We start from the raw sequence: 19,254 nt of genomic DNA, 5'->3' as shown, positions 1-19,254 counted from the left end.
GCTTGGCCCCGTTGTTCACGTGCGTCCTTGGTCTTGGCCTTGCGTGGTGTTATGCGCGTCTGACAATGGCTGCCCACCCGGATAAACTCGACACGGACCTTCCGTCCGCCCCGCGTCCGGGCACTTACGCGCGCGGCACTGAAACCGTCGACGCGATCCTCAAGGCGGCCTTGCGCGTCCTGATCGACGAAGGTGCGGGTGCGTTCACCATCCGCCGCATCGCGGCCGAGTGCGGGATGAAAGTCGGCAACGTCAGCTATCACTTTCCCAAGAAGGAACTGCTGATCCAGACGCTGCTGGACGACATCATCGGCAATTACGACAAGCTGCTCGAGCGCACGGTGCGCCAGCCGGGGCTCGATGCCGAGGAGCGGCTGCGGCTGATAGTGGTGATGTGCCTTGACGACATCGCAGGCAAGCGGACCACGCGGCTGTTCACCGAGCTGTGGGCGTTGGCCAACCACAACGAGTTCGTCGCCGATCGCGTGCGGCTGTTCTACCAGCGCGTCCACGATTTCATCGCCGAATACGTAGGCGAGCTGAACCCGGCGCTGAGCGTGCAGGAGATGCGGGACGTTGCGCTCTACATCAGTGCCTCGATGGAGGGGGCGACGCCGTTTCTTGGTTACGAAAAACCCTGGGCCTCAAGAAAGGGTGCATTCACCGCGATTGCGACACATGCGCTGGTTGCGCTTGCAAAGACCGTAACATCGGCAGAGATTGCAGGTCTGACCGACCGGAAATAGCCGTTCTCTTCGCAAGCGCAAAAAAGGCGTTGACCGAATCTGGACAGTCGTCAAGTCTCTTGCTGTCGGTTAGGCAAAGGGGGCCGGAATGACGCTTGGACGCAAGTTGGCGCGGGTTCTGATCGGAACGGCGATAGCGGGATCGCTTGCCACCATGAATGCCGCCGTGGCACTGGCCGAAGCCGTCGTGCCCGAGGCCGAAGAGCCCGGCGTGATGACCATGGAGGCGCCGAAGCCAAGCTGGTTCTTCGTGCGCGGCGGATGGGGGTCTGCAGGGACGAGCATCTTCGATGCCGGCACCGGCAAGATGATCGGCATGGTCGCCACGAGCCGGGATTCGGACCTTGGCATCGACCCGTCTGGCAAGTTCTATTACGTGGCCGAGACGATGTGGTCCAAGGTAAACCGGGGCACTCGGCAGGACCTTGTTTCGGTCTATGACAGCAAGACGCTGAAGCTTCTGGGCGAAATCCCGACACCGGGACGTTTGATTGTCGGCGGGTTTACCACCAACTTCGTGCTGACCGACGACGGCAAGACCGCCTATGACTACAACTTCGATCCGGCCTCGTCGGTCAACATCATCGATCTGACCAAGCGCAAGTTCGTGCGCGCTATCGAGCTTCCGGGCTGTGCGGGGATGATCCCCAATCCCGGCGTGGGCTTCTCATCGCTCTGCGCCGACGGGACGATTGCCACGGTGGCGATCAAGGGGGCGACGCAAGACATTACCCGCACCGAACCCTTCTTTGATGCCGCGGCGGACCCGATCTGGTCGAACACCGTCTACGATCGGAAGAAGAAGCAGGTCGTGATGCTCAGCTATACCGGCGTGGTCCGCACCGCAGCTGTCGGGGCCAAGGTGGAAGTAGGGGCACCGTTTTCCATTCAGGAAGCGGGCGGAATGAAGGCGGCGGACGTGAAGCCGCTCGACATCGCGTGGTATCCTGGCGGGATGCAGCCGATGGCCTTGCACCGACCCACCGGCATGCTCTGGGTGCTGATGCACAAGGGTGAATACTGGAGCCACAAGGAAGGTGCCGAGGAAATCTGGGGCATCGATCTTGCAGCAAAGAAGGTGGTCAAGCGCTACCCTGTCGAAGACGAGCCCAGCAACATCCAGATCACGCAAGATGATGCAGCGATGATCATGGTTAACGGCGGTGGCAAGGATGCAGTGATCATCGACTCCAAGACCGGCGAAGTGAAGCACAAGATCGAGAATGGTGGCAGCGGCCTGATTACGGTCGTGGAGTCGATGTGATCATCGAGATGGCTTCGACCCTTGGCTCAAGTCTTGGCCAGGCGCTGGGCATTGCCGGATACGCTGCCGCGTTCGGCATTGGCACGTTGTTTTTGACGGCCGGGCTGGCCAAGCTGCGCAGCCGTCGGGTGTTTCCTGGCGTGGTGGCAAACTATCGACTTTTGCCGCCTGCGCTAGTCGGCGTGGTAGCGACCTTGCTTCCGCCCGCGGAAGTGGTGATCGGAGCCTGCCTGATTGTCGGCATCGGTCCTGCTGCAATCCCGGCTGCCGGTCTGCTTCTGGTGTTCGCGGCGGCGATGGCGGTTAACATCCGGCGCGGCCGTTCGCATATCGACTGCGGGTGCGGTCGCTCCGACTTGCGCCAGACATTGAGCGGGACGCTCGTGCTGCGCAACGTGGTACTTGCGGCACTCCTGCTGCCGACACTTGGACAACTTCCCTCACCGGGTTCTGCGGGCTGGTGGATCGGTCTTGCGAGTGGTTCGGCACTCTATCTCCTGACCCTGCTGGTCAATGCCCTTGCGGCCTTGGCGAAGGGCCCGCTTGCCATCGAAAGGAATATGCGATGATGACGGCACTGATCGTAGCCCAGGTGCTTTCCTGGGTGGTCATTCTCGCACTGGTCGTGGCGCTGCTGGCGCTGGCCCGCCAGGTTGGCGTGCTGCACATGCGCGTTGCCCCTGCAGGCGCGCTGCAGACGAGCGGTGGTCCGGCGGTTGGGGGCAAGGCTCCAGCGGTTCCGGCGCATACGCTTGACGGAAAGGACGTAATTGTCGGTGGTCCTTCAAAGACTGTGCCGTTGCGCCTGCTGATGTTCGTCTCGGCAACGTGTCCACTGTGCAAGGGGCTGATCCCGGCTGCGCGCTCCTTCGCCAAGGACGAGCGCGTGGAACTGACCTTCGTTGGCGATGATGATGTGCAGGTCCAGCGCGGGCTGATCGCGGCGCAGGGGCTCGAGAGCTACCGCTTCATCAACGGGCCGGAAGTGGGGCAGGCTTTTGAAGTAGGCAAGCTGCCCTATGCGGTGCTGCTCGATGCCGAGGGCACGATCCTGTCAAAGGGACTGGTGAACAGCCGCGAGCATCTCGAGAGCCTCGTGGTCGCCCACGAAATGGGCATTGCAACGGTGCAGGACTACATCGGCAAGCTGAAGAAGGTCGAGGCGGCCTGACCGGTCGCGACGGGAAAGCGTTAAAAGGGGGCATTCGATGAAGCGTTTCAATCCCGATGCGATGGGCGAAAAGCTGTTGCGCCGCCTTGCCGGTGGCACCTCGCGCCGCGGTATCCTGTCGCGCCTTGGCCTCGCGCTGGTGGCCGCGCCGGTTTTCCCGCTGCTGCCGGTGAGCCGCGCAGAAGCTGCAAAGCCGGATCGTTCGCCCGAGGCGAAGACCATGTTTGCGCGAACGGCGCAGACCAAGGACGACACCAAGTGCAACTACTGGCGCTACTGCGCCATCGACGGCGCGCTGTGCACCTGCTGCGGCGGTGGCATTCATACCTGCCCGGCAGGAGCGGAGCCCTCGCCGGTTTCGTGGGTGGGATCGTGCATCAACCCAGATGACGGCAAGGCCTACATGATCGCCTATCGTGATTGCTGCGGAAAGCCTGCCTGCGGCCAGTGCGGTTGCGACAATACCGATCGCGAGACGCAGCTCTATCTGCCGCAACTCAACAATAACGTCATCTGGTGCTTCGGCACGAGCAGCATGGAGTATCACTGCTCGACCGCGATGATGATCGGCGCAGCCTGACGGAGGCGGCGGTGCGCAAGCTGGCTCTGGCAGGACTGGTAGCAGTGCTCGCCATCGTGGCGCCGGGGCTTGCGGCGAAGGGTGATCCGCGTGCCGAAACCGTGGCGCTTGGGCTTGCGGCGATCGGCGATCCGGAACTGGCAAAGGCCGACTATGTCGAGCACTGCGCCGGTTGCCATGGCGTGCAGGGGCTGTCTGCGCCTGCCAGACTTCCTGAATTGCGTGGGCGGGTGGGCTACATGATGTGCACGCCCGCAACGCGCGCCTATCTGCTACGGTTGCCCAACATCGCCAAGAGCCGGATCAACGACAACCAGCAGCTGGCGGACATGCTCAACTTCATGGTGTTTGGCCTGGGCGGAGAAAGCGTGCTGCCGGGGACGAAGCCGTTTACTGCGCACGAAGTTGGATACGAGCGCCATTTCGCGCTTACTTCTGCCTCCCTGGTGAAAGAACGCAGACGGCATGTGGCGACCGCTATCGCGAAATGCGGAGCGCCTGCTTCGTTCAAGGACTTCTACCGCAATCCGTGATCAGCGGGGAGCGAGGCCCGCCACCAGAAAATCGACGAGCGTCGTGGCGATCGCCTTCGGCGATTGCGGACCGTCCGGACGGTGCCAGCGGGCAGGGCCATTGAGCGCGCTGGCAAGGGTCAGCGCCGCGAGCTTCGGATCGCAAGGGGCGACCGAGCCGTCCGCTATCGCTTGTTCCACCAGTTCGCGCAGAATGCCATCAATCCGGCGCTTGAGCAGGCGGATCGTCTCGCGCGCATCGGGTGAGAGCGCCTCGTTCGCGGTCAGTATGTTGCAGCGGCCGAAGTCTTCCATGTTCACTTCGGCATAGCCCTGCAGGAAAGCGCGGAGGCGATCGATGCCGCGACCGTGGACTTCGCGTGCATCGTCGGAAGCGGCGAGCAGCTGGTTCATGCCGATCGTCAGGCATTCTACCAGCACCTGCTCCTTGTTGCCGAGGTAGTGGTAGATCGTAGGCTTAGAGATGCCGAGGCTGGCGGCAACGTCATCGAGCGAGGTCTGGTGGTAGCCGCGCGCGTTGAACATCCGCACGGCAGCCCTGAGCACGGCCATGCGCTTTGCCTCGCGCTCTTCGCTGCGTTCGGCAGCGGTCTTGAAGGGCGAACGTTCAGCCAAGGACGGATACCTGCGTGTTATGCCAGTTGGAAAGCCGGGTAAGGCCGGGCTTTGGTTTGCGCAGGGTAGGGCAAACTGGCGATTGACACCATACCCAATTGGACAATACTTACTGATGAGTAGATATTGTCCCTGCTGGTTTCCGAACGGTGGATTGGCAGTTGGCGGAAGGATGGATTGGTCATGGAAATCAACGGTCTTGCAGCAATCGTCACGGGCGGCGCTTCCGGTCTGGGCGGAGCCACCGCAGCTCGACTCGCCGAGCTTGGGGCGAAGGTCGCGATTTTCGATCTGAACGAGCAACTGGGGCAGGCCCATGCCGCAGCCATCGGCGGCACGTTTTTCAAGGTCGACGTGACGGATGAGGACGCGGTCGACAATGCCATCCTCGAAGCCGAGGCGATGAATGGAAAAGCCCGCATTCTGGTCAACTGTGCCGGCATCGGCCCTCCGGCCAAGGTCATCGGTCGCGATGGCAAGGCGATCCCGCTCAAGGACTTCAGCAAGATCATCCAGATCAACCTGATCGGCACGTTCAACGTCCTGTCCAAGTTCGCCGCGCGAATTTTCGATGCGGAGCAGGTGGGCGAAGAACGAGGCGTGATCATCAACACTGCCAGCGTGGCGGCGTTTGAAGGCCAGATCGGCCAAGCAGCCTATTCGGCTTCCAAGGGCGGCGTCGTCGGCATGGCGCTGCCGATTGCGCGCGAGTTTGCACGCTATGGCATCCGCGTGAACACCATCGCGCCTGGCCTGTTCCTGACGCCGCTGTTGCAGTCTTTGCCGCAGGAAGCGCAGGACTCGCTCGGGGCGCAGGTTCCGTTCCCCAGCCGTCTTGGCAAGCCTGAGGAGTATGCGCGCATGGTCGAGAGCATCGTCGTCAACCCGATGCTCAACGCCGAAGTGATCCGCCTGGATGGCGCGATCCGCATGGCGCCGCGCTGACAAGCTTACCAAACGATCCCGCGATACAGGAGATACGTAATGGCAAATGGCATCGGCATGGACGCCGCATTGGAGATCGCGGATCGGGTGGAGCGGTTCGTCCGCGAGGTTGTGGTTCCTTATGAGAGCGACCCGCGCCGCGACGATCACGGGGCGCCGACGGATGAACTGGTGCAGGAACTGCGCGGACTGGCGCGCGAGGCTGGCGTGCTCACCCCGCACATTCTGTCTGACGGCCGCCATCTCAACCAGCGTGAGACGGCGGTGGTGCTGATCCGCTCGGGGCTGTCTCCATTGGGGATGCTGGCGTGCAACACGCAGGCGCCGGATGAGGGCAACATGTACCTGCTCGGCAAGGTCGGCAGCCCGGAACTCAAGGAGCGCTTCCTCAAGCAACTCGTCTCGGGCGAGGCGCGCTCAGCGTTTTTCATGACCGAGCCCGCCAGCGGAGGCGGTGCGGGCTCCGACCCTTCGATGATGCAGACCACCTGCCGCCGCGATGGCAACCACTGGGTGATCAACGGGCGCAAGGCCTTCATCACCGGGGCCAAGGGCGCGAAAGTCGGCATCATCATGGCCAAGGACGAGGAGGGCGGCGCGTGCATGTTCCTCGTCGACCTGCCGGACCCGGCGATCCAGATTGTGCGCGTGCCAAATACGATCGACAGTTCCATGCCGGGCGGCCACGCGGTGATCGACATCAAGGATCTGCGCGTGTCAGCGGACCAGATGCTCGGCGAGCCGGGTGAGGGGTTCAAGTATGCGCAGGTGCGCCTGAGCCCTGCACGCCTTTCGCACTGCATGCGCTGGCTGGGCGGCTGCATCCGCGCGCAGGAAATCGCGTCCGACTATGCCAACCGCCGCATGGCCTTCGGCAAGCAGCTGATTGATCACGAAGGCGTAGGCTTCATGCTGGCCGAGAACATGATCGATCTGAAGCAGGCCGAACTGATGATCGACTGGTGCGCGGGCGTGCTCGATACCGGATCGCTCGGAACGGTCGAAAGCTCGATGGCCAAGGTCGCGGTGTCCGAAGCGCTGATGCGCGTGGCCGACAAGTGCGTGCAGGTCATGGGTGGATCGGGCGTGACCGGCGATACCATCGTGGAGCAGATGTTCCGCGAAGTGCGCGCCTTCCGCATCTATGATGGCCCGACAGAGGTTCACAAGTGGAGCCTTGCCAAGAAGATCCGCCGCGACTGGCGTCATGCCCAAGCCGGGAGCGCACAGTAATGTCGGCCGCGACGCAGGAAGCCAACGCCGGGACGACTCCCGTCCGCGAAGGGTACAGCTTCGACGAAGCTGCGCTCTCTCGCTGGATGGAAGCCAACGTCGATGGTTTTGCGGGACCGTTGGCGGTCGAGCAGTTCAAGGGCGGGCAATCGAACCCGACCTACAAGCTGCTCACCCCCGGCCGCTCCTATGTCCTGCGTCGCAAGCCTCCGGGGCCAGTGCTCAAGGGAGCCCATGCAGTAGAGCGTGAGGCGAAAGTGCTGGCCGCGCTTGGATCGGTCGGCTTCCCGGTGGCGCATGTCCATGGGCTGTGCACCGACGATAGCGTGATCGGCAGCTGGTTCTACGTGATGGAAATGGTGGAAGGCCGCATCTTCTGGGAAGCGACGTTCCCCGATGTGCCTGCGGCTGAACGCCCGGCCTACTTCGACGCCATGAATGCGACGATCGCGCAGTTGCATTCCATCGATCATGAAGCCGTCGGTCTCGGCGACTATGGCAAGCCGGGCAACTATTTCGCACGGCAGGTCGGGCGCTGGTCGAAGCAATATCTCGAGGACGAACTGGCCGGGCGCGATCCGAACATGGATGCTCTGGTCGAATGGCTACCCACGGCTATTCCTGACGGCGACGAGACCAGCGTGGTTCATGGCGACTTCCGTTGCGACAACATGATCTTCCACCCGACCGAGCCACGCGTGATTGCCGTGCTTGACTGGGAGCTTTCGACACTAGGGCACCCACTCGCGGACTTTGCCTATCACGCGATGATGTACCACATGCCGCCGCACATCGTGGCGGGGTTGGTAGGGGCTGACCTGGAAGCTTTGAACATCCCGAGCGAGGCAGAATATGTCGCGGCCTATTGCCGCCGCACCGGGCGCGACACGATCCCCTCGTGGGACTTCTACATGGCATTCAACTTCTTCCGGCTCGCGGCCATCTTTCACGGAATCAAGGGCCGCTACCTGCGTGGGACCGCTGCATCGGCGAATGCGAAAGTTCGAGCGGAGGCATTTCCGGTGCTGGCAAGGCTCGCGCGCGAGGCGATGGAGCGTTGCGTCTGAAAGGCCTTTTAAGAGTAAATGGTTCGATCTGAAGGTTAATGCAGGTCAACCGAAAGTCGGTTCATTGGCTGTCTTAAGGCATGACCGAGAGCCGCTGTGCATTGTGCAAAAAATTCGAAACTCGGCGAATCGCTGGCGCTGCTTCAGGTAATGGATGCCTTCAGAAGCGGCGTTGTGCGGCGATTTGCACCTTCTGTCCATTGTGGACAAGATTTGTGATGCAGATCACACTTCTGCCAAACCGCCGAAGACGCCTCCTACGCTTCATCTAACATACAGTTTGGTAAGTAATTATCCGCAGAAGCCCCGTCGGCGCCAACGTTCTTGCGCCCCAGCTTGCTCATAAGCGGTGTAATCTTCCCTTTGAACAGGCAAATTCTGCGTTACCTACGGCCACGGATGTCGGATTGGAGCACGTCGCCCGGTCCCAGAATGAGGCGTCGCCCATGCAGGTTGCAACAAAGCCACTCGCAGAAGTGTTCGAGACTCTGTCGGACGCGCTAGCTCATCTCGACCTGCATGGCGAGGCGATGGCTGCGCTTCATGTGGCGATGGCAGTCGATTGCCTCAAGCAGTGCATAGCTGCGGCGTCTTGTGGCGAGGGTAAGATCGTGCGCCAAGCTCCGAAACTCAGGCTGGTGGTTACTAACCCCTGACCTCTCCCCTCCTTCAAGAAGCTATGCACAACTCATCGGGACAATAGCGCGGTTCGACGCAGCTTAATTGTCTATCATTTAAATAGACTTTATCCAGCGGCCATCCGAAGGGTGGCTGTCACCGTGTCCGTTGCTCTCGTTTCGATGCTGAAAGGAGAGCTTGGAGACGCAACAGGCGAAGTTTAATGTCTATTGAATAGGTTGAGTATAGGCTTGGTCCAACGGTGAAATGATTCGCCAGAAGCTGCGCAGGGGTATTGCGAATATGGAATCATCATCGACAGGGTACCGGCGTGCCAACAGGATCGAACCGGCGATGACCGAACACACAGATAAGCGGGGCGCCACCACGGGCGAGGCAGAGCGCCAACTCGAGGAAAGCCTTGCGAGCGTGCGAGAAGCCCTGACCGGCCTGCGCTACGGCTCTATCCAGCTGACTGTCCACGAAGGGCGTGTCGTCCAGATCGACGTGACCGAGAAGCGACGGCTCAAGCCGAACTGATCGTTACACGCACACAGTTTCAAGAACAGAACAACCGTAACCGCTGACCGGACCGCCGGAAGCATCGTTCGGGAACACATGAGGTCCTACGATGAATTTCCGCGTCCTTCTCGCGGGCGGCGTTGCGTCGCTCGCATTGGCTTCGCATGGCGTCTACGCTGCCGAAGCACCTGCCACCGGCACAGCTGCCGCTGCTGAAGATCCCCAGACGACATCTGTCGGTACGGGTGCAAATGACAGTGGCGAGATCGTCGTGACCGCACGTCGCCGTCAGGAGACTGCACAAGACGTACCGCTGGCCATTTCGGTCGTGGGCGGTGAGCATATCGACAATACAGGCGCGTTCAACGTTGGCCGCCTGCAACAGCTTACCCCAACATTGCAGTTCTATTCGTCCAATCCGCGGAACACAGCGGTCAACATCCGCGGGCTTGGCGCGCCATTCGGGCTGACGAACGACGGGATCGAGCAGGGCGTCGGCATCTACATCGACGACGTTTACAACGCCCGCGTTGCGTCGGCGACCTTCGACTTCCTCGACGTCAAGCAGATCGAAGTCCTGCGCGGCCCGCAGGGCACGCTTTACGGGAAAAACACCACCGCCGGGGCAATCAACATCACGACCAACCAGCCCACTTTCGATTTCGAGGGCAAGGCTGAAGTCAGCGTCGGCAACCTGAATTTTGTGCAGGCCAAGGCCGCCGTTTCCGGTCCGATCACCGACACGCTGGCAGCGCGCCTTGCCGTGTCCTCGACCAACCGTCGCGGTACGATCTACAATGTGACGTCCAAGCAGTGGATACAGGGCCAGGACAACCTAGGCTTACGTGGCCAGCTGCTGTTCCAGCCAAGCGAAACTTTCAGCGTCACGCTTGCCGGTGACTACAGCGAACAGGACGCCGCATGCTGCGGATCCGTCTACGTTCGCACGGGTACTACGCAGCGCGCGTTGGACCGCCAGTTTGCCGCGCTTGCCGCAGCGCAGGGCTATACCGTGCCCAGCACCAACCCCTATGACCGCCTGACCGATCTCGATGCCACGCTGCAGGCGGGGAACAAGATCGGCGGCGTTTCGCTCAAGGCAAAGTGGGACATCGGGCCGGGCACGCTGACTTCGGTCACCGCATGGCGCTTCTGGGACTGGAAGCCGCAGAACGACCGTGACTTTACCGGCCTGCCGATCGTGACCAAGTCGCAGAACCCTTCGCAGCAGGATCAGTATACGCAGGAACTGCGGTATAACTACAGCGGGGACCGCTTCGACTTCGTGCTGGGCGCATTCGGCTTCTACCAGCGGATCGATACGCAGGGCACCGAACAGCATGGCAGCGCTTCGACCAAATGGAACCTTGCGCCGAGCAACGCCCTCTACAACTCGAATGTGCTCGATGGCCTGACGGCGCTCAACACGCAGTATCTGAAGAACACCAGCGTTGCGGTATACGGTCAGGCAAGCTGGAAGGTGACGCCCGAATTGACCCTGCAACCGGGTGTGCGCGTGAACTATGACAAGAAGGACGGGTTTTACCAAAGGCGCGTGTTTACGGCGGCAGGCAACGAAATCCTGATCGACGGAACGACGAGCCCCACAAAGACTGCGCAGCTTGGGATATTCACGCCGCAGACCATCTCACCCAAGTTCAGCGACTGGAACTTCAGCTACGACTTCACGGCCAGCTACAAGGTCGCACCCGGCATCCTGTTCTATGCGACTTACGCCAAGACCTTCAAATCCGGTGGCATCAACCAGAACGGCGTGCCCACCGATGCAGCGAACAATCCGATCCTCGCCGCTGCCACGGTCAAGCCTGAATCAGTTCAGCACTACGAGGCCGGGCTGAAGACCGAGTTCTGGGACCGCCGCGCAATCTTCAATCTCTCGGCATATCGTACAGACATCGAGGACTACCAGGCCAACGTAAACAATGGCCAGTTCGGGGTCCTGCGTGGCTATCTGGCCAATGCCGGAGCGGTACGCTCACAGGGTATCGAGGCTGACTTCTCGATCCGTCCGAGCGAGCGGTTCAATGCCTACGTGAACGGTGCCTACACCGATGCCACGTATCGCAAATTTGTCGATGCGCCATGCCCGCCCGAGCTTTCCGGCGTGGCGAACTGCGACATTTCGGGCCAGCGCCTGCCGGGCGTTTCGAAGTGGTCATTCTCGTTCGGGTTGGAAGCCAATGCGCCGGTGACCTTCCTCAAGCAGAATGGAGAGGTCTATTTTGGTTATGACGGCAGCTACCGGTCGAACTTCTCGTCAAACCCGACGCCTTCGATCTATACTTGGGTCGATGGCTATTCGCTGTCGAACTTCCGCGCCGGTTTTCGCACGGATGACGGCTTCGATGTCTACGGCTGGGTGCGCAACGCATTCGACCACGATTACATCGACCAACTCTTCGTTGGACCGGGCAACACTGGCCTGATCGCAGGCCTGCCCGGCGATCCGCGGACCTGGGGCTTAACCCTGCGCAAGAACTTCTGACGAGAGCCTCCACCCCGCAGCGCATGCGGTAACTTCAAGGCCGGTGGAGTAATCCACCGGCCTTTTTCTTGGTCAATTATTCCCGCCGATAAAGTCGCCGAGGCCGCCAAGGATTGAGCCTTCGCCCCGGTTCTGGCCGCCGCGCGACCCGGCCGCTGCGAGCATCCGCCCGGCAAGGCGCGAGAAGGGCAGGGACTGGATCCAGACCTTGCCCGGGCCACGCAACCGGGCGAAGAACAGGCCTTCACCACCGAACAGCACGGATTTCACGCCACCTGCCGTCACGAGATCGAAATCGATGCCGGGTGTGTAGGCGGCAAGGCAGCCGGTATCGACGTGAAGTTCCTCGCCCGGGCGCAGCTCCTTCTCGACCAGTGTGCCGCCCATCTGGACGAAGACCCAGCCGTCGCCATCGAGCTTCTGCATGATGAAGCCTTCGCCGCCGAACAGGCCGGTCATCACCCGGCGCTGGAACGCGATGCCGATTGATACGCCGCGTGCGGCCGCAAGGAAGCTGTCCTTCTGGCAGATCAGCGTTCCGCCGACATCGGAAAGCTTGATCGGCAGGATTGCGCCCGGCGTGGGGGAGGCGAATGCCACGCGTGCCTTGCCTGATCCGTTGTGCGTGAACACCGTGGTGAAAAGGCTTTCGCCGGTGACGAGGCGCTTGCCCGCGCCCAGCAGCTTGCCCATGAAGCCGCCCTGCTCGTCGCCCGAACCATCGCCAAACACGGTGGTCATGCCGACCGTGCCGTCCTTCCACACCAAAGCGCCTGCTTCGGCAACCGCGCTTTCACCGGGATCGAGTTCGATTTCGAGGAATTGCAGCTCCTGTCCCTTGATCTCGAAGTCGATGTCGTCGGCAATGCTGGCGCTGCGGTGGTGGGCCCATGGACTGTTGGACATGCAAGTCTCCCGAAAGAAGCAATGACGCAGATGTAGCAATCCATCGCGCGGATGCGAGAGGGCATATCATGTCTTCGTCGGCGCTGTTATGACGCTCGTCGGATCGGGGGGAAGAAAAGAAGATGACGACACTGCGTCCTGAGCGCTACTCGGCAACGGCCATCGCACTGCATTGGGCCATCGCCTTGCTGTTGCTGTTTCAGATCGGGCTCGGTTGGGCGCTTGAAGACTTGCCCAAGGGGGCGGCGCAATTCGCAGGTTACCAGTTCCATAAATCCGTGGGCATTACGATCCTGCTGCTGAGCCTTGTGCGTTTGGCTGTGCGCCTTTTCAGGCCTCGGCCGGAGCCCGTGAAGGACGGAAGGGCGCAGATGCTGCTGGCTTCGGCTGTGCACGGATTGCTCTACGCGGTAATGATCGGCGGGCCGATCACCGGTTGGATCATCGTCTCGACCGCAAAGGTTCGGCTGCAGACGATGCTTTTCGGCAAGATTCCTTGGCCTGATCTTCCGGTTGGGCAGGGATTCCATGAACCTGCCGAGGTTCTTCACGGGGCGTTGGGAACGATCGGGATTATCCTGATCGGACTTCATGTTGCAGGTGCGCTCTACCATCATTTCAAGCGCGAGGACGTGATCGGGCGGATGCTGCCCGGCGCTATGAAATCGCACGGTGTGATCGGCATTGCGGCGCTCGTTGCGATTGCACTGGGCATTGGAGCGCTCATCTGTGGCCGGTTGCTTTCTTTTGCTCCGGCAAATCTGGTGACGCCGCCGATCCCGCTTCCGTCCGCGTCGTCTGAAGGAGACATTGCAGCTCCGATGGAATCGACAGCGCCTGAAGAACCCACTGCGGTCGTCTCAGAATCCGCTGTTTCTTCGGCCACAGCCACGCCTTGGAAATTGGAGAAGGGCGGCCGGCTCGCCTTTACGGCAGAGTACAACGGGGAAGCGATCAAAGGATCGTTCTCCCGGTGGGATGCAACCATCGTGTTCGATCCCGAGGATCTGCCGGGCTCATCGATCAGTGTGACCATCGACCTCGCCTCGGTCGAGAGCGGCGACAGCCAGCGCGACGACATGCTGCGCAGCGACAGCTTTTTTGCAGTCGGCACCCATCCCACGGCGCAGTTCGTATCGTCCAGCATCCGTGCTGCGGGTGAGGGGCGTTACGTGGCCAAGGGGACGCTTTTGCTCCATGGACAGCGCAAGCCTTTGACCGTTCGTTTCAGCCTCAATATCGACGGCAGTCGTGCAACCGCTTCGGGCAATGCAACGCTGCAGCGTCTTGCCTTTGGCGTCGGTGAAGCTGAATGGTCGGCAACCGATCAGTTGAGAGATGCGGTCGGCGTGGACTTCAATCTGAAAGCGGTGAAGAAGGCGCGCTGATTGCGCCGCTGTGGCGAAGGCCTGCGAAGAAAAACTCCGAGTAGGCCCGCGCCCACTTTTCGTTGGCTTCCACATCGACGGTCTGTGTCGAAGTCTCCAGTCGGGCATGGCCAAGCAGGCCTTCAAGCCAGAATCGGGCCGCGAGTTCAGGGTCGGCGATCGTTAGATCCTGTTCTCGCGAGACCTCTTCCAACTCTTCGGTGATGTTGGTCAGGGCATCGACGTACATTGCCTGGCGATAATTCATTTCACCATTGCCGAACTCCTGGTCGCACCAGTCAACCAGCCGCTCCATCATGAGCCCTTCAGGTGAATGCAGCACGTGCATCACGGCAGCCGCGCGAATGCAGAAAGCTTCGATCAACGGCAGGCCTTCGCCCAACTTCATGATCCTCAGCCGACGCTCGACCATCTTTTGTGCAAGAAGGGCTTCGAGAAACTCACGCTTTCCTGCAAAGCGGGTGTAGATCGTGGCCTTGCCGATGTGGGCATGGCGCGCGACGCGGTCGAAAGTGAAGGCTTCAAAGCCGTGGTCACGCAGGACTTCCCAGCCTGCTTCAAGAATTCGAGCCGGAAGACGCTGCGCTTCTTCTACTGACGGGCGGCCTCGGCGACCGACAACTTTGCCAGCGGATGGCTGATCGCCTCCTTCAATGTCCTGCAGTGGCAGATCAGTGGACGCTCGGTTGCTGCGCTCCGGAGGCGATTGCGGCGCCGTCATGCGGACGATCCCGATCGCACAGGCGTTCTGCCAGCGCTTCGGCGATCCGGTTGTGAACCGGGCAGGACATCTCCAATCCTTCGCGATAGGCCTGCCAGAAGCGGAGGCCCGCATCGGTAATCCAGCGCATCTTTCCCACTTTCTCGCCTTTGCGGCGTATTGTGGGAGAAGAGTGCCCTAGCTGTATGGATAGTCAATATACTATAAATTGGGCGATTTCGTTTCATTTAGCCTGTCCAGACGCACTTTGGTCAGTCATCCAGCCAAGCCCAAGTGCCTTTTCCACCGCGATAAACTGGGTCGTCAGCTCGGCTCTGGCCGATGCTGCCGCCATTGCAAGCTGTAATGCCTGGCGTTCGGAATCTAGCTTGTCGGGCCGCCCGATGGTCCCCGCTGCGAGCCTTTGTGCCTGCAGGTCAACGTTCTTGCGCGCCCGACCTTCGGCATCGATGGCCTTCCCTAACGCGACTCGCTGAGCGCCAAAGCGTGCGAGTGCGCTTTCGGCGTCCTGCAACGCGGAGAGCACAGTGCGGCGATAGTTGGCTTCACCCTCGGCATACGCGCCCTTTGCAACCTCGACCTGACGATCAGCGCGTCCACCGTCGAACAGGTTCCACTTGATCTGTGGAAGCGCGATGCCGACGATATTGCCCGGATCGAGTACGTCGCCAAGGTTCTGCCCGCCAAGTCCAAGCAAGCCCAAGAAGGAGATCTTGGGGAACTTGTCAGCGATGCGAACTCCCACATCGGCATTGGCTGCGGCCAATTGTCGCTCTGCCATGCGAATGTCGGGACGACTGCGCAACAGCAGCGCCGGGTCGCCCACCGCAACTTGTGCAGGCGGCAGCGGGACGTCTACAGGCGTACCGAGCAGTGTATCAAGCGCGCCCGGCTCCTTGCCGGTCAGCACTGCGATCTGGTCGATGAGAACGGCAATTTCGGCACGCGACTTCGCGGCGTCGGCTTCGCTGGCGAAGGCCTGCGCTTCGGCAGCGTTCACCGGTTGCTGCGGGATCGTCCCTGCCGCAAAGCGCTGCTTTGCGAGCGAAACCAGTTCTCGATCGATCTCGACCTGCCGGTCCTGCAGTCCAAGCATCGCTTGTCGCGCCCGCAATCCCACGTAAGCGCGGGTGATCTCTGCCGAAAGTGTGACGCGGGCATCTGCCGCAGCAGCATCGGCAGCCTCGGCACGCGCGTTAGCCGCTTCGACCTTGCGCCGGGTGCCGCCGAACAGGTCGATCTCCCAAGAAGCGTCGAAGCCCAGATTGTACGCATTGATCTCGTCACGTCCACCACCATTGCCGACGAGATTGCCCGGTACATTGATATAGGGCGCGGCAAACGAGGTGTTGACGGTGGGGAGCACGGCTGTGCGGCTGGCGGCAAGAGATGCGCGCGATTGGGCCACGCGTGCATTTGCCACGGCGATGCTCGGAGAGTCTGAAAGAGCCGCCTCGACCAGTTTGTTAAGCACAGGATCGCCAAGGCTCTCCCACCACCGTCCGGCCGGCGCCGTCGTCTGCGTTGAATCGCCAGCGCGCACGAAGGCTCCGCGCGATGCGGCCTGCGGGGCGGCTTGCGGCGCGCCGTCGTAATTCGGGCCGACCGTAGCGCACCCGGCGAGGAGCGCAGCCAGAGCCGTGATGCCGACAGTGCGACGGATGGAAGAGGTGCCAGTCATCAGTGTGCGGCCTTTGCGTGGTAGCCCTTGGGTAGCGGGCGCAAGAGAAAGACAAGTGGTGCCACCAGCAGGATGCCGACGGTCAACGCCATGAAATCATCGTTGAAAGCCATGACGAGCGCGTCCCGCAGGACCATGCCGTCAAGCGAGCGCAGCGCGATTGCCATACCTTCCGGCCCGCCACCATAAGTCATCGCTTGCTGGCCAACCCAATCCTGCAGGTTGAGGTCATTGGCTCCCAACGCGCTATGGATGGTCCAGCGATGGAACTCCCAGCGCTCGTCCTGAAGCGTTGCCAGCAGGGCAAGCCCTATCGAACCGCCAAGGTTCCGCCCGGCATTGAACAGGCCTGCAGCGTCCCCGGCATCTGTTACAGGAACTGAGCTGATTGCCGCCTGGTTCAGGAACAGCATGCAGAACACGGTGCCAAGGCCGCGCAGAAGTTGCGTAACCACGAAGTCGCCTCCGCGCGATTGCGCCGTCAAGTTCACATCAAGGTAGCAGGACAGTGCGAGCAGCATGATCCCGGTTCCGACGATCAGGCGCAGGTCGACGCGGGCGACGAGGATCGGGAACATCGGCATCATCAGCATCGCCGGAATGCCCGAGATGAACACGATCTTGCCTGCCTGCATTGCGTTGTAGTCCGCAACTGCAGCAAGGAACTGCGGGATTACGTAGGCAGTGCCGAACATGACCGCACCAAGCACCAGCGCGAGCGTGAACACGGCTGCAAATGCCCGGTTGCGCAGCAGCGCCAGTTTGATCACTGGCCGCTTTGCGGTGAACTGACCGGCAGCGATAAGTACGAAGCCCAGAAGGGTGATGGCCGAAAGCTGCCAGATCAGCACAGATTCGAACCACTGTTCGCGATGACCTTCCTCTAGCACCACGGTTATACCGCCGAGCCCGAGAACCAGTCCGATGACGCCGAGCCAATCGGCGTTCACCAGCTCACCCAGTTGCATCTTGCTCTTGGGCAGGCCGACAAGGAGCAGCGTTATGAGAATTGCACTGATCGGCACGTTGACGAAGAAGGCATAGTGCCAGCTGAAGTTCTCGGTCAGCCACCCCCCTACGAGCGGTCCCATCACCGGCCCCATGATCACGGTCAAGCCGAACAGAGCCGTGCCGATGGGCTGCTGGTTCGGGGGCAGGCGCGTGGCAATGATGGTCAGCGCAGTGGGGATCATCGCGCCCGCCGTGAACCCTTGTCCGACGCGGCCAAAGATCATCATGGTCAGCGATGTCGACAATCCGCACATGACCGAGAAGCCAGTGAACAGGATCGCCGCGATCAGCAGGAATCGGCGCAGGCCGAACACGCGTTCCAGCCAGCCAGTCAGCGGAATGATGATGATTTCTGCCACGAGATAGGCGGTGGCAATCCATGTGCCCTCGCTCGAGGACGCGCCGATCTCGCCCTGAATCGTAGGCAGCGATGCGTTGACGATCGAAATGTCCAGCGTCGCCATGAGCGAGCCGATCGCGCCTGCAGCAACGCCAAGCCAGGCGCCGACATCGGCCTTGTCAGAAGGCGGTGTGGGCGCGCTGGCCGATTCCTCATCCATGATCGCCGCCGCACTCACTTGGCCTGGGCCCGTTCCTGTTCGTCGCGGATCGCATCGATTGCGGACTTGGCCGAGCGCGTGTCGACTTCGACAGACAGCGAAAGGCCGGGGACCAGAACCTTGCGCGATTCAGGACCGGCGTTGATGCGAATGCGAACGGGCACGCGCTGCACGATCTTGGTGAAGTTGCCGGTCGCGTTTTGCGGAGGGATCAGCGAAAAGTTCGCGCCGGTACCCGGAGTGATGCTCTCGACCGTTCCGTGGAATTCGACATCGGGCAGGGCGTCGACGTGCACGGTAACAGGCTGGCCGGGACGCATCAGGCCGATCTGCGTTTCCTTGAAATTCGCTTCGACATAGATCGCCTGCGTTGGGACGATTGTCATCAGACGCTGGCCGGGCTGGACGAACTGGCCGAGGCGGACGGTGGAATTGCCCACCTTGCCGCCGATCGGCGCAATAATGCGGGTCGTCGCAAGGTCGGTGCTGGCAGCCTCGCGCTGGGCCTGCGCGGCCTTGATCTGGGCCGTCGATTGGCCAGCCTGCGCACGTGCGCTTGCTATGCGGTCATTGGCCGCGGCGAGTGCTGCCTGCTTGGCAGATACGTCGGACATCGCCTTGTCGCGGTTGGCAACGAGTTGGTCGAAGGCCTGACGCGGCTCTGCGCCGCTGGCCACCAGCGGCCGCATGCGGGCCACCTCACCGTTGAGATACGCTAGCTCACGCTGTGATGCCTGCAGGGCGGCGCGGGCCTGCCCGGTTGCGGACTGCGCCTCCTGAATCGCAGCCAGCGCTGCCGCTTCGGTGGCCCGCGCGACATCGACTTGCGCGTTGCTTTGGGCGAGGCGCGTGTCGTAATCGGTTGGGTCGATCTGGACCAGCAGGGTTCCCTGCTCGACCGCCTGGTTGTCGGTCACGGAAACGCGCCGCACATAACCGCCAAGCTTGGAACTGATCGTGACGCCGTCCGCTTTCACATAAGCGTCTTCGGTGTCCTGCATATAGCGGCCCACTGTCTCGTAATCGTAGAGCGCCCACGCGCCGTAGAGAGCGCCAGCGGCCAGAGCGCCCACCGCGATCCGGCCAATCGTCCTGCGACGGCCGTCGGTTGCATCTGTCGTCGGGGCAGGGGTGGATTCGGTCGTGGCAGCCATCAGGGGTCCATTCGGAAGAATTGAACGAAATCG

General features: G+C 61.5%; 20 protein-coding genes. 13 read left to right on the top strand and 7 right to left on the bottom strand.

The features are described from left to right. Positions 1-65 precede the first annotated feature (65 nt). The 6 genes from IQ25_RS17675 to IQ25_RS17650 all read left to right on the top strand — a co-directional run bounded on the left by IQ25_RS17675 (position 66) and on the right by IQ25_RS17650 (position 4,294). On the top strand, positions 66-746 hold the full coding sequence (locus IQ25_RS17675; protein ID WP_144907596.1) for a TetR/AcrR family transcriptional regulator: 681 nt from the start codon (positions 66-68) through the stop codon (positions 744-746). 88 nt (positions 747-834) lie between these two features. Next, positions 835-2,010 (top strand): amine dehydrogenase large subunit, encoded by a 1,176-nt coding sequence (locus IQ25_RS17670; protein WP_144907595.1) that lies wholly within the window; start codon positions 835-837, stop codon positions 2,008-2,010. 8 nt (positions 2,011-2,018) lie between these two features. After that, the gene (locus IQ25_RS17665) at positions 2,019-2,579 is read left to right on the top strand and encodes a MauE/DoxX family redox-associated membrane protein (protein ID WP_144907594.1); all 561 of its coding nucleotides are present in this window, start codon (positions 2,019-2,021) and stop codon (positions 2,577-2,579) included. Further along, the gene (locus tag IQ25_RS17660) at positions 2,579-3,181 is read left to right on the top strand and encodes a thioredoxin domain-containing protein (RefSeq protein ID WP_246415551.1); all 603 of its coding nucleotides are present in this window, start codon (positions 2,579-2,581) and stop codon (positions 3,179-3,181) included. The genes IQ25_RS17665 and IQ25_RS17660 overlap by 1 nt, the downstream gene beginning before the upstream one ends. Positions 3,182-3,218: 37 nt before the next feature. Further along, positions 3,219-3,761: a methylamine dehydrogenase light chain gene (locus IQ25_RS17655; protein ID WP_144907592.1), complete on the top strand. Its 543-nt coding sequence runs from the start codon at positions 3,219-3,221 to the stop codon at positions 3,759-3,761. Between the two features lie 11 nt (positions 3,762-3,772). Then, entirely contained in the window at positions 3,773-4,294 is a 522-nt protein-coding gene (locus IQ25_RS17650) for a cytochrome c family protein (RefSeq protein WP_144907591.1), read from the top strand. On the opposite strand, the gene IQ25_RS17645 is transcribed toward IQ25_RS17650, so the two are convergent. Continuing rightward, positions 4,295-4,909, bottom strand: a complete 615-nt coding sequence (locus tag IQ25_RS17645; protein ID WP_246415552.1) for a TetR/AcrR family transcriptional regulator — start codon at positions 4,907-4,909, stop codon at positions 4,295-4,297. 183 nt (positions 4,910-5,092) lie between these two features. Here IQ25_RS17645 and IQ25_RS17640 point away from each other — a divergent pair, with 183 nt between their 5' ends. From IQ25_RS17640 to IQ25_RS17615, 6 genes are all read left to right on the top strand, one after another. Continuing rightward, the gene (locus IQ25_RS17640) at positions 5,093-5,854 is read left to right on the top strand and encodes an SDR family NAD(P)-dependent oxidoreductase (protein WP_144907590.1); all 762 of its coding nucleotides are present in this window, start codon (positions 5,093-5,095) and stop codon (positions 5,852-5,854) included. Positions 5,855-5,893: 39 nt separating this feature from the next. Beyond that, positions 5,894-7,087, top strand: a complete 1,194-nt coding sequence (locus tag IQ25_RS17635; protein ID WP_144907589.1) for an acyl-CoA dehydrogenase family protein — start codon at positions 5,894-5,896, stop codon at positions 7,085-7,087. Beyond that, entirely contained in the window at positions 7,087-8,154 is a 1,068-nt protein-coding gene (locus IQ25_RS17630; RefSeq protein WP_144907588.1) for a phosphotransferase, read from the top strand. Before IQ25_RS17635 ends, IQ25_RS17630 begins: the two co-directional genes overlap by 1 nt. Before the next feature lie 446 nt (positions 8,155-8,600). Beyond that, positions 8,601-8,810 carry a hypothetical protein gene (locus IQ25_RS17625; protein WP_144907587.1) on the top strand — a complete coding sequence of 70 codons (210 nt, stop codon included), beginning with the start codon at positions 8,601-8,603 and terminating at the stop codon, positions 8,808-8,810. A gap of 316 nt (positions 8,811-9,126) precedes the next feature. After that, a complete protein-coding gene (locus IQ25_RS17620) occupies positions 9,127-9,312 on the top strand; it encodes a YezD family protein (RefSeq protein ID WP_144907586.1) in 186 nt (61 codons plus the stop codon). A 91-nt stretch (positions 9,313-9,403) separates the two neighbouring features. Continuing rightward, a complete protein-coding gene (locus IQ25_RS17615) occupies positions 9,404-11,800 on the top strand; it encodes a TonB-dependent receptor (protein ID WP_144907585.1) in 2,397 nt (798 codons plus the stop codon). Positions 11,801-11,872: 72 nt separating this feature from the next. Here IQ25_RS17615 and IQ25_RS17610 read toward each other — a convergent pair whose 3' ends face one another. Beyond that, complete coding sequence (locus IQ25_RS17610) at positions 11,873-12,706, bottom strand: TIGR00266 family protein (protein WP_144907584.1); 834 nt, start codon at positions 12,704-12,706, stop codon at positions 11,873-11,875. A gap of 122 nt (positions 12,707-12,828) precedes the next feature. Here IQ25_RS17610 and IQ25_RS17605 point away from each other — a divergent pair, with 122 nt between their 5' ends. Further along, positions 12,829-14,094 carry a YceI family protein gene (locus tag IQ25_RS17605; RefSeq protein WP_144907583.1) on the top strand — a complete coding sequence of 422 codons (1,266 nt, stop codon included), beginning with the start codon at positions 12,829-12,831 and terminating at the stop codon, positions 14,092-14,094. On the opposite strand, the gene IQ25_RS17600 is transcribed toward IQ25_RS17605, so the two are convergent. The 5 genes from IQ25_RS17600 to IQ25_RS17580 form a co-directional block, all read right to left on the bottom strand. Further along, positions 14,063-14,815: a TetR/AcrR family transcriptional regulator gene (locus IQ25_RS17600; protein ID WP_144907582.1), complete on the bottom strand. Its 753-nt coding sequence runs from the start codon at positions 14,813-14,815 to the stop codon at positions 14,063-14,065. The two genes, IQ25_RS17605 and IQ25_RS17600, sit on opposite strands and share 32 nt — an antisense overlap. After that, complete coding sequence (locus IQ25_RS17595; RefSeq protein ID WP_158637785.1) at positions 14,766-14,954, bottom strand: hypothetical protein; 189 nt, start codon at positions 14,952-14,954, stop codon at positions 14,766-14,768. The genes IQ25_RS17600 and IQ25_RS17595 overlap by 50 nt, the downstream gene beginning before the upstream one ends. Before the next feature lie 84 nt (positions 14,955-15,038). Further along, a complete protein-coding gene (locus IQ25_RS17590; protein WP_144907580.1) occupies positions 15,039-16,496 on the bottom strand; it encodes an efflux transporter outer membrane subunit in 1,458 nt (485 codons plus the stop codon). Continuing rightward, the gene (locus IQ25_RS17585; RefSeq protein WP_144907579.1) at positions 16,496-18,067 is read right to left on the bottom strand and encodes a DHA2 family efflux MFS transporter permease subunit; all 1,572 of its coding nucleotides are present in this window, start codon (positions 18,065-18,067) and stop codon (positions 16,496-16,498) included. The genes IQ25_RS17590 and IQ25_RS17585 overlap by 1 nt, the downstream gene beginning before the upstream one ends. Before the next feature lie 14 nt (positions 18,068-18,081). Continuing rightward, positions 18,082-19,221 (bottom strand): HlyD family secretion protein, encoded by a 1,140-nt coding sequence (locus IQ25_RS17580; RefSeq protein WP_144907578.1) that lies wholly within the window; start codon positions 19,219-19,221, stop codon positions 18,082-18,084. Positions 19,222-19,254 lie beyond the last annotated feature (33 nt).

Source organism: Novosphingobium taihuense, from assembly GCF_007830315.1.
In the GTDB taxonomy this organism is placed as follows: domain Bacteria; phylum Pseudomonadota; class Alphaproteobacteria; order Sphingomonadales; family Sphingomonadaceae; genus Novosphingobium; species Novosphingobium taihuense.
Note: the sequence above shows the minus strand (reverse complement) of the source record. Positions and strands in the feature narration are given on the sequence as shown.

Bases quoted from the DNA above. Each gene is read 5' to 3' on its own strand.
- IQ25_RS17675 (WP_144907596.1), top strand. From the start codon at position 66: ATGGCTGCCCACCCGGATAAACTCGACACGGACCTTCCGTCCGCCCCG.
- IQ25_RS17670 (WP_144907595.1), top strand. From the start codon at position 835: ATGACGCTTGGACGCAAGTTGGCGCGGGTTCTGATCGGAACGGCGATA.
- IQ25_RS17665 (WP_144907594.1), top strand. From the start codon at position 2,019: ATGGCTTCGACCCTTGGCTCAAGTCTTGGCCAGGCGCTGGGCATTGCC.
- IQ25_RS17660 (WP_246415551.1), top strand. From the start codon at position 2,579: ATGACGGCACTGATCGTAGCCCAGGTGCTTTCCTGGGTGGTCATTCTC.
- IQ25_RS17655 (WP_144907592.1), top strand. From the start codon at position 3,219: ATGAAGCGTTTCAATCCCGATGCGATGGGCGAAAAGCTGTTGCGCCGC.
- IQ25_RS17640 (WP_144907590.1), top strand. From the start codon at position 5,093: ATGGAAATCAACGGTCTTGCAGCAATCGTCACGGGCGGCGCTTCCGGT.
- IQ25_RS17635 (WP_144907589.1), top strand. From the start codon at position 5,894: ATGGCAAATGGCATCGGCATGGACGCCGCATTGGAGATCGCGGATCGG.
- IQ25_RS17630 (WP_144907588.1), top strand. From the start codon at position 7,087: ATGTCGGCCGCGACGCAGGAAGCCAACGCCGGGACGACTCCCGTCCGC.
- IQ25_RS17625 (WP_144907587.1), top strand. From the start codon at position 8,601: ATGCAGGTTGCAACAAAGCCACTCGCAGAAGTGTTCGAGACTCTGTCG.
- IQ25_RS17620 (WP_144907586.1), top strand. From the start codon at position 9,127: ATGACCGAACACACAGATAAGCGGGGCGCCACCACGGGCGAGGCAGAG.
- IQ25_RS17615 (WP_144907585.1), top strand. From the start codon at position 9,404: ATGAATTTCCGCGTCCTTCTCGCGGGCGGCGTTGCGTCGCTCGCATTG.
- IQ25_RS17610 (WP_144907584.1), bottom strand. From the start codon at position 12,706: ATGTCCAACAGTCCATGGGCCCACCACCGCAGCGCCAGCATTGCCGAC.
- IQ25_RS17605 (WP_144907583.1), top strand. From the start codon at position 12,829: ATGACGACACTGCGTCCTGAGCGCTACTCGGCAACGGCCATCGCACTG.
- IQ25_RS17600 (WP_144907582.1), bottom strand. From the start codon at position 14,815: ATGACGGCGCCGCAATCGCCTCCGGAGCGCAGCAACCGAGCGTCCACT.
- IQ25_RS17590 (WP_144907580.1), bottom strand. From the start codon at position 16,496: ATGACTGGCACCTCTTCCATCCGTCGCACTGTCGGCATCACGGCTCTG.
- IQ25_RS17585 (WP_144907579.1), bottom strand. From the start codon at position 18,067: ATGGATGAGGAATCGGCCAGCGCGCCCACACCGCCTTCTGACAAGGCC.
- IQ25_RS17580 (WP_144907578.1), bottom strand. From the start codon at position 19,221: ATGGCTGCCACGACCGAATCCACCCCTGCCCCGACGACAGATGCAACC.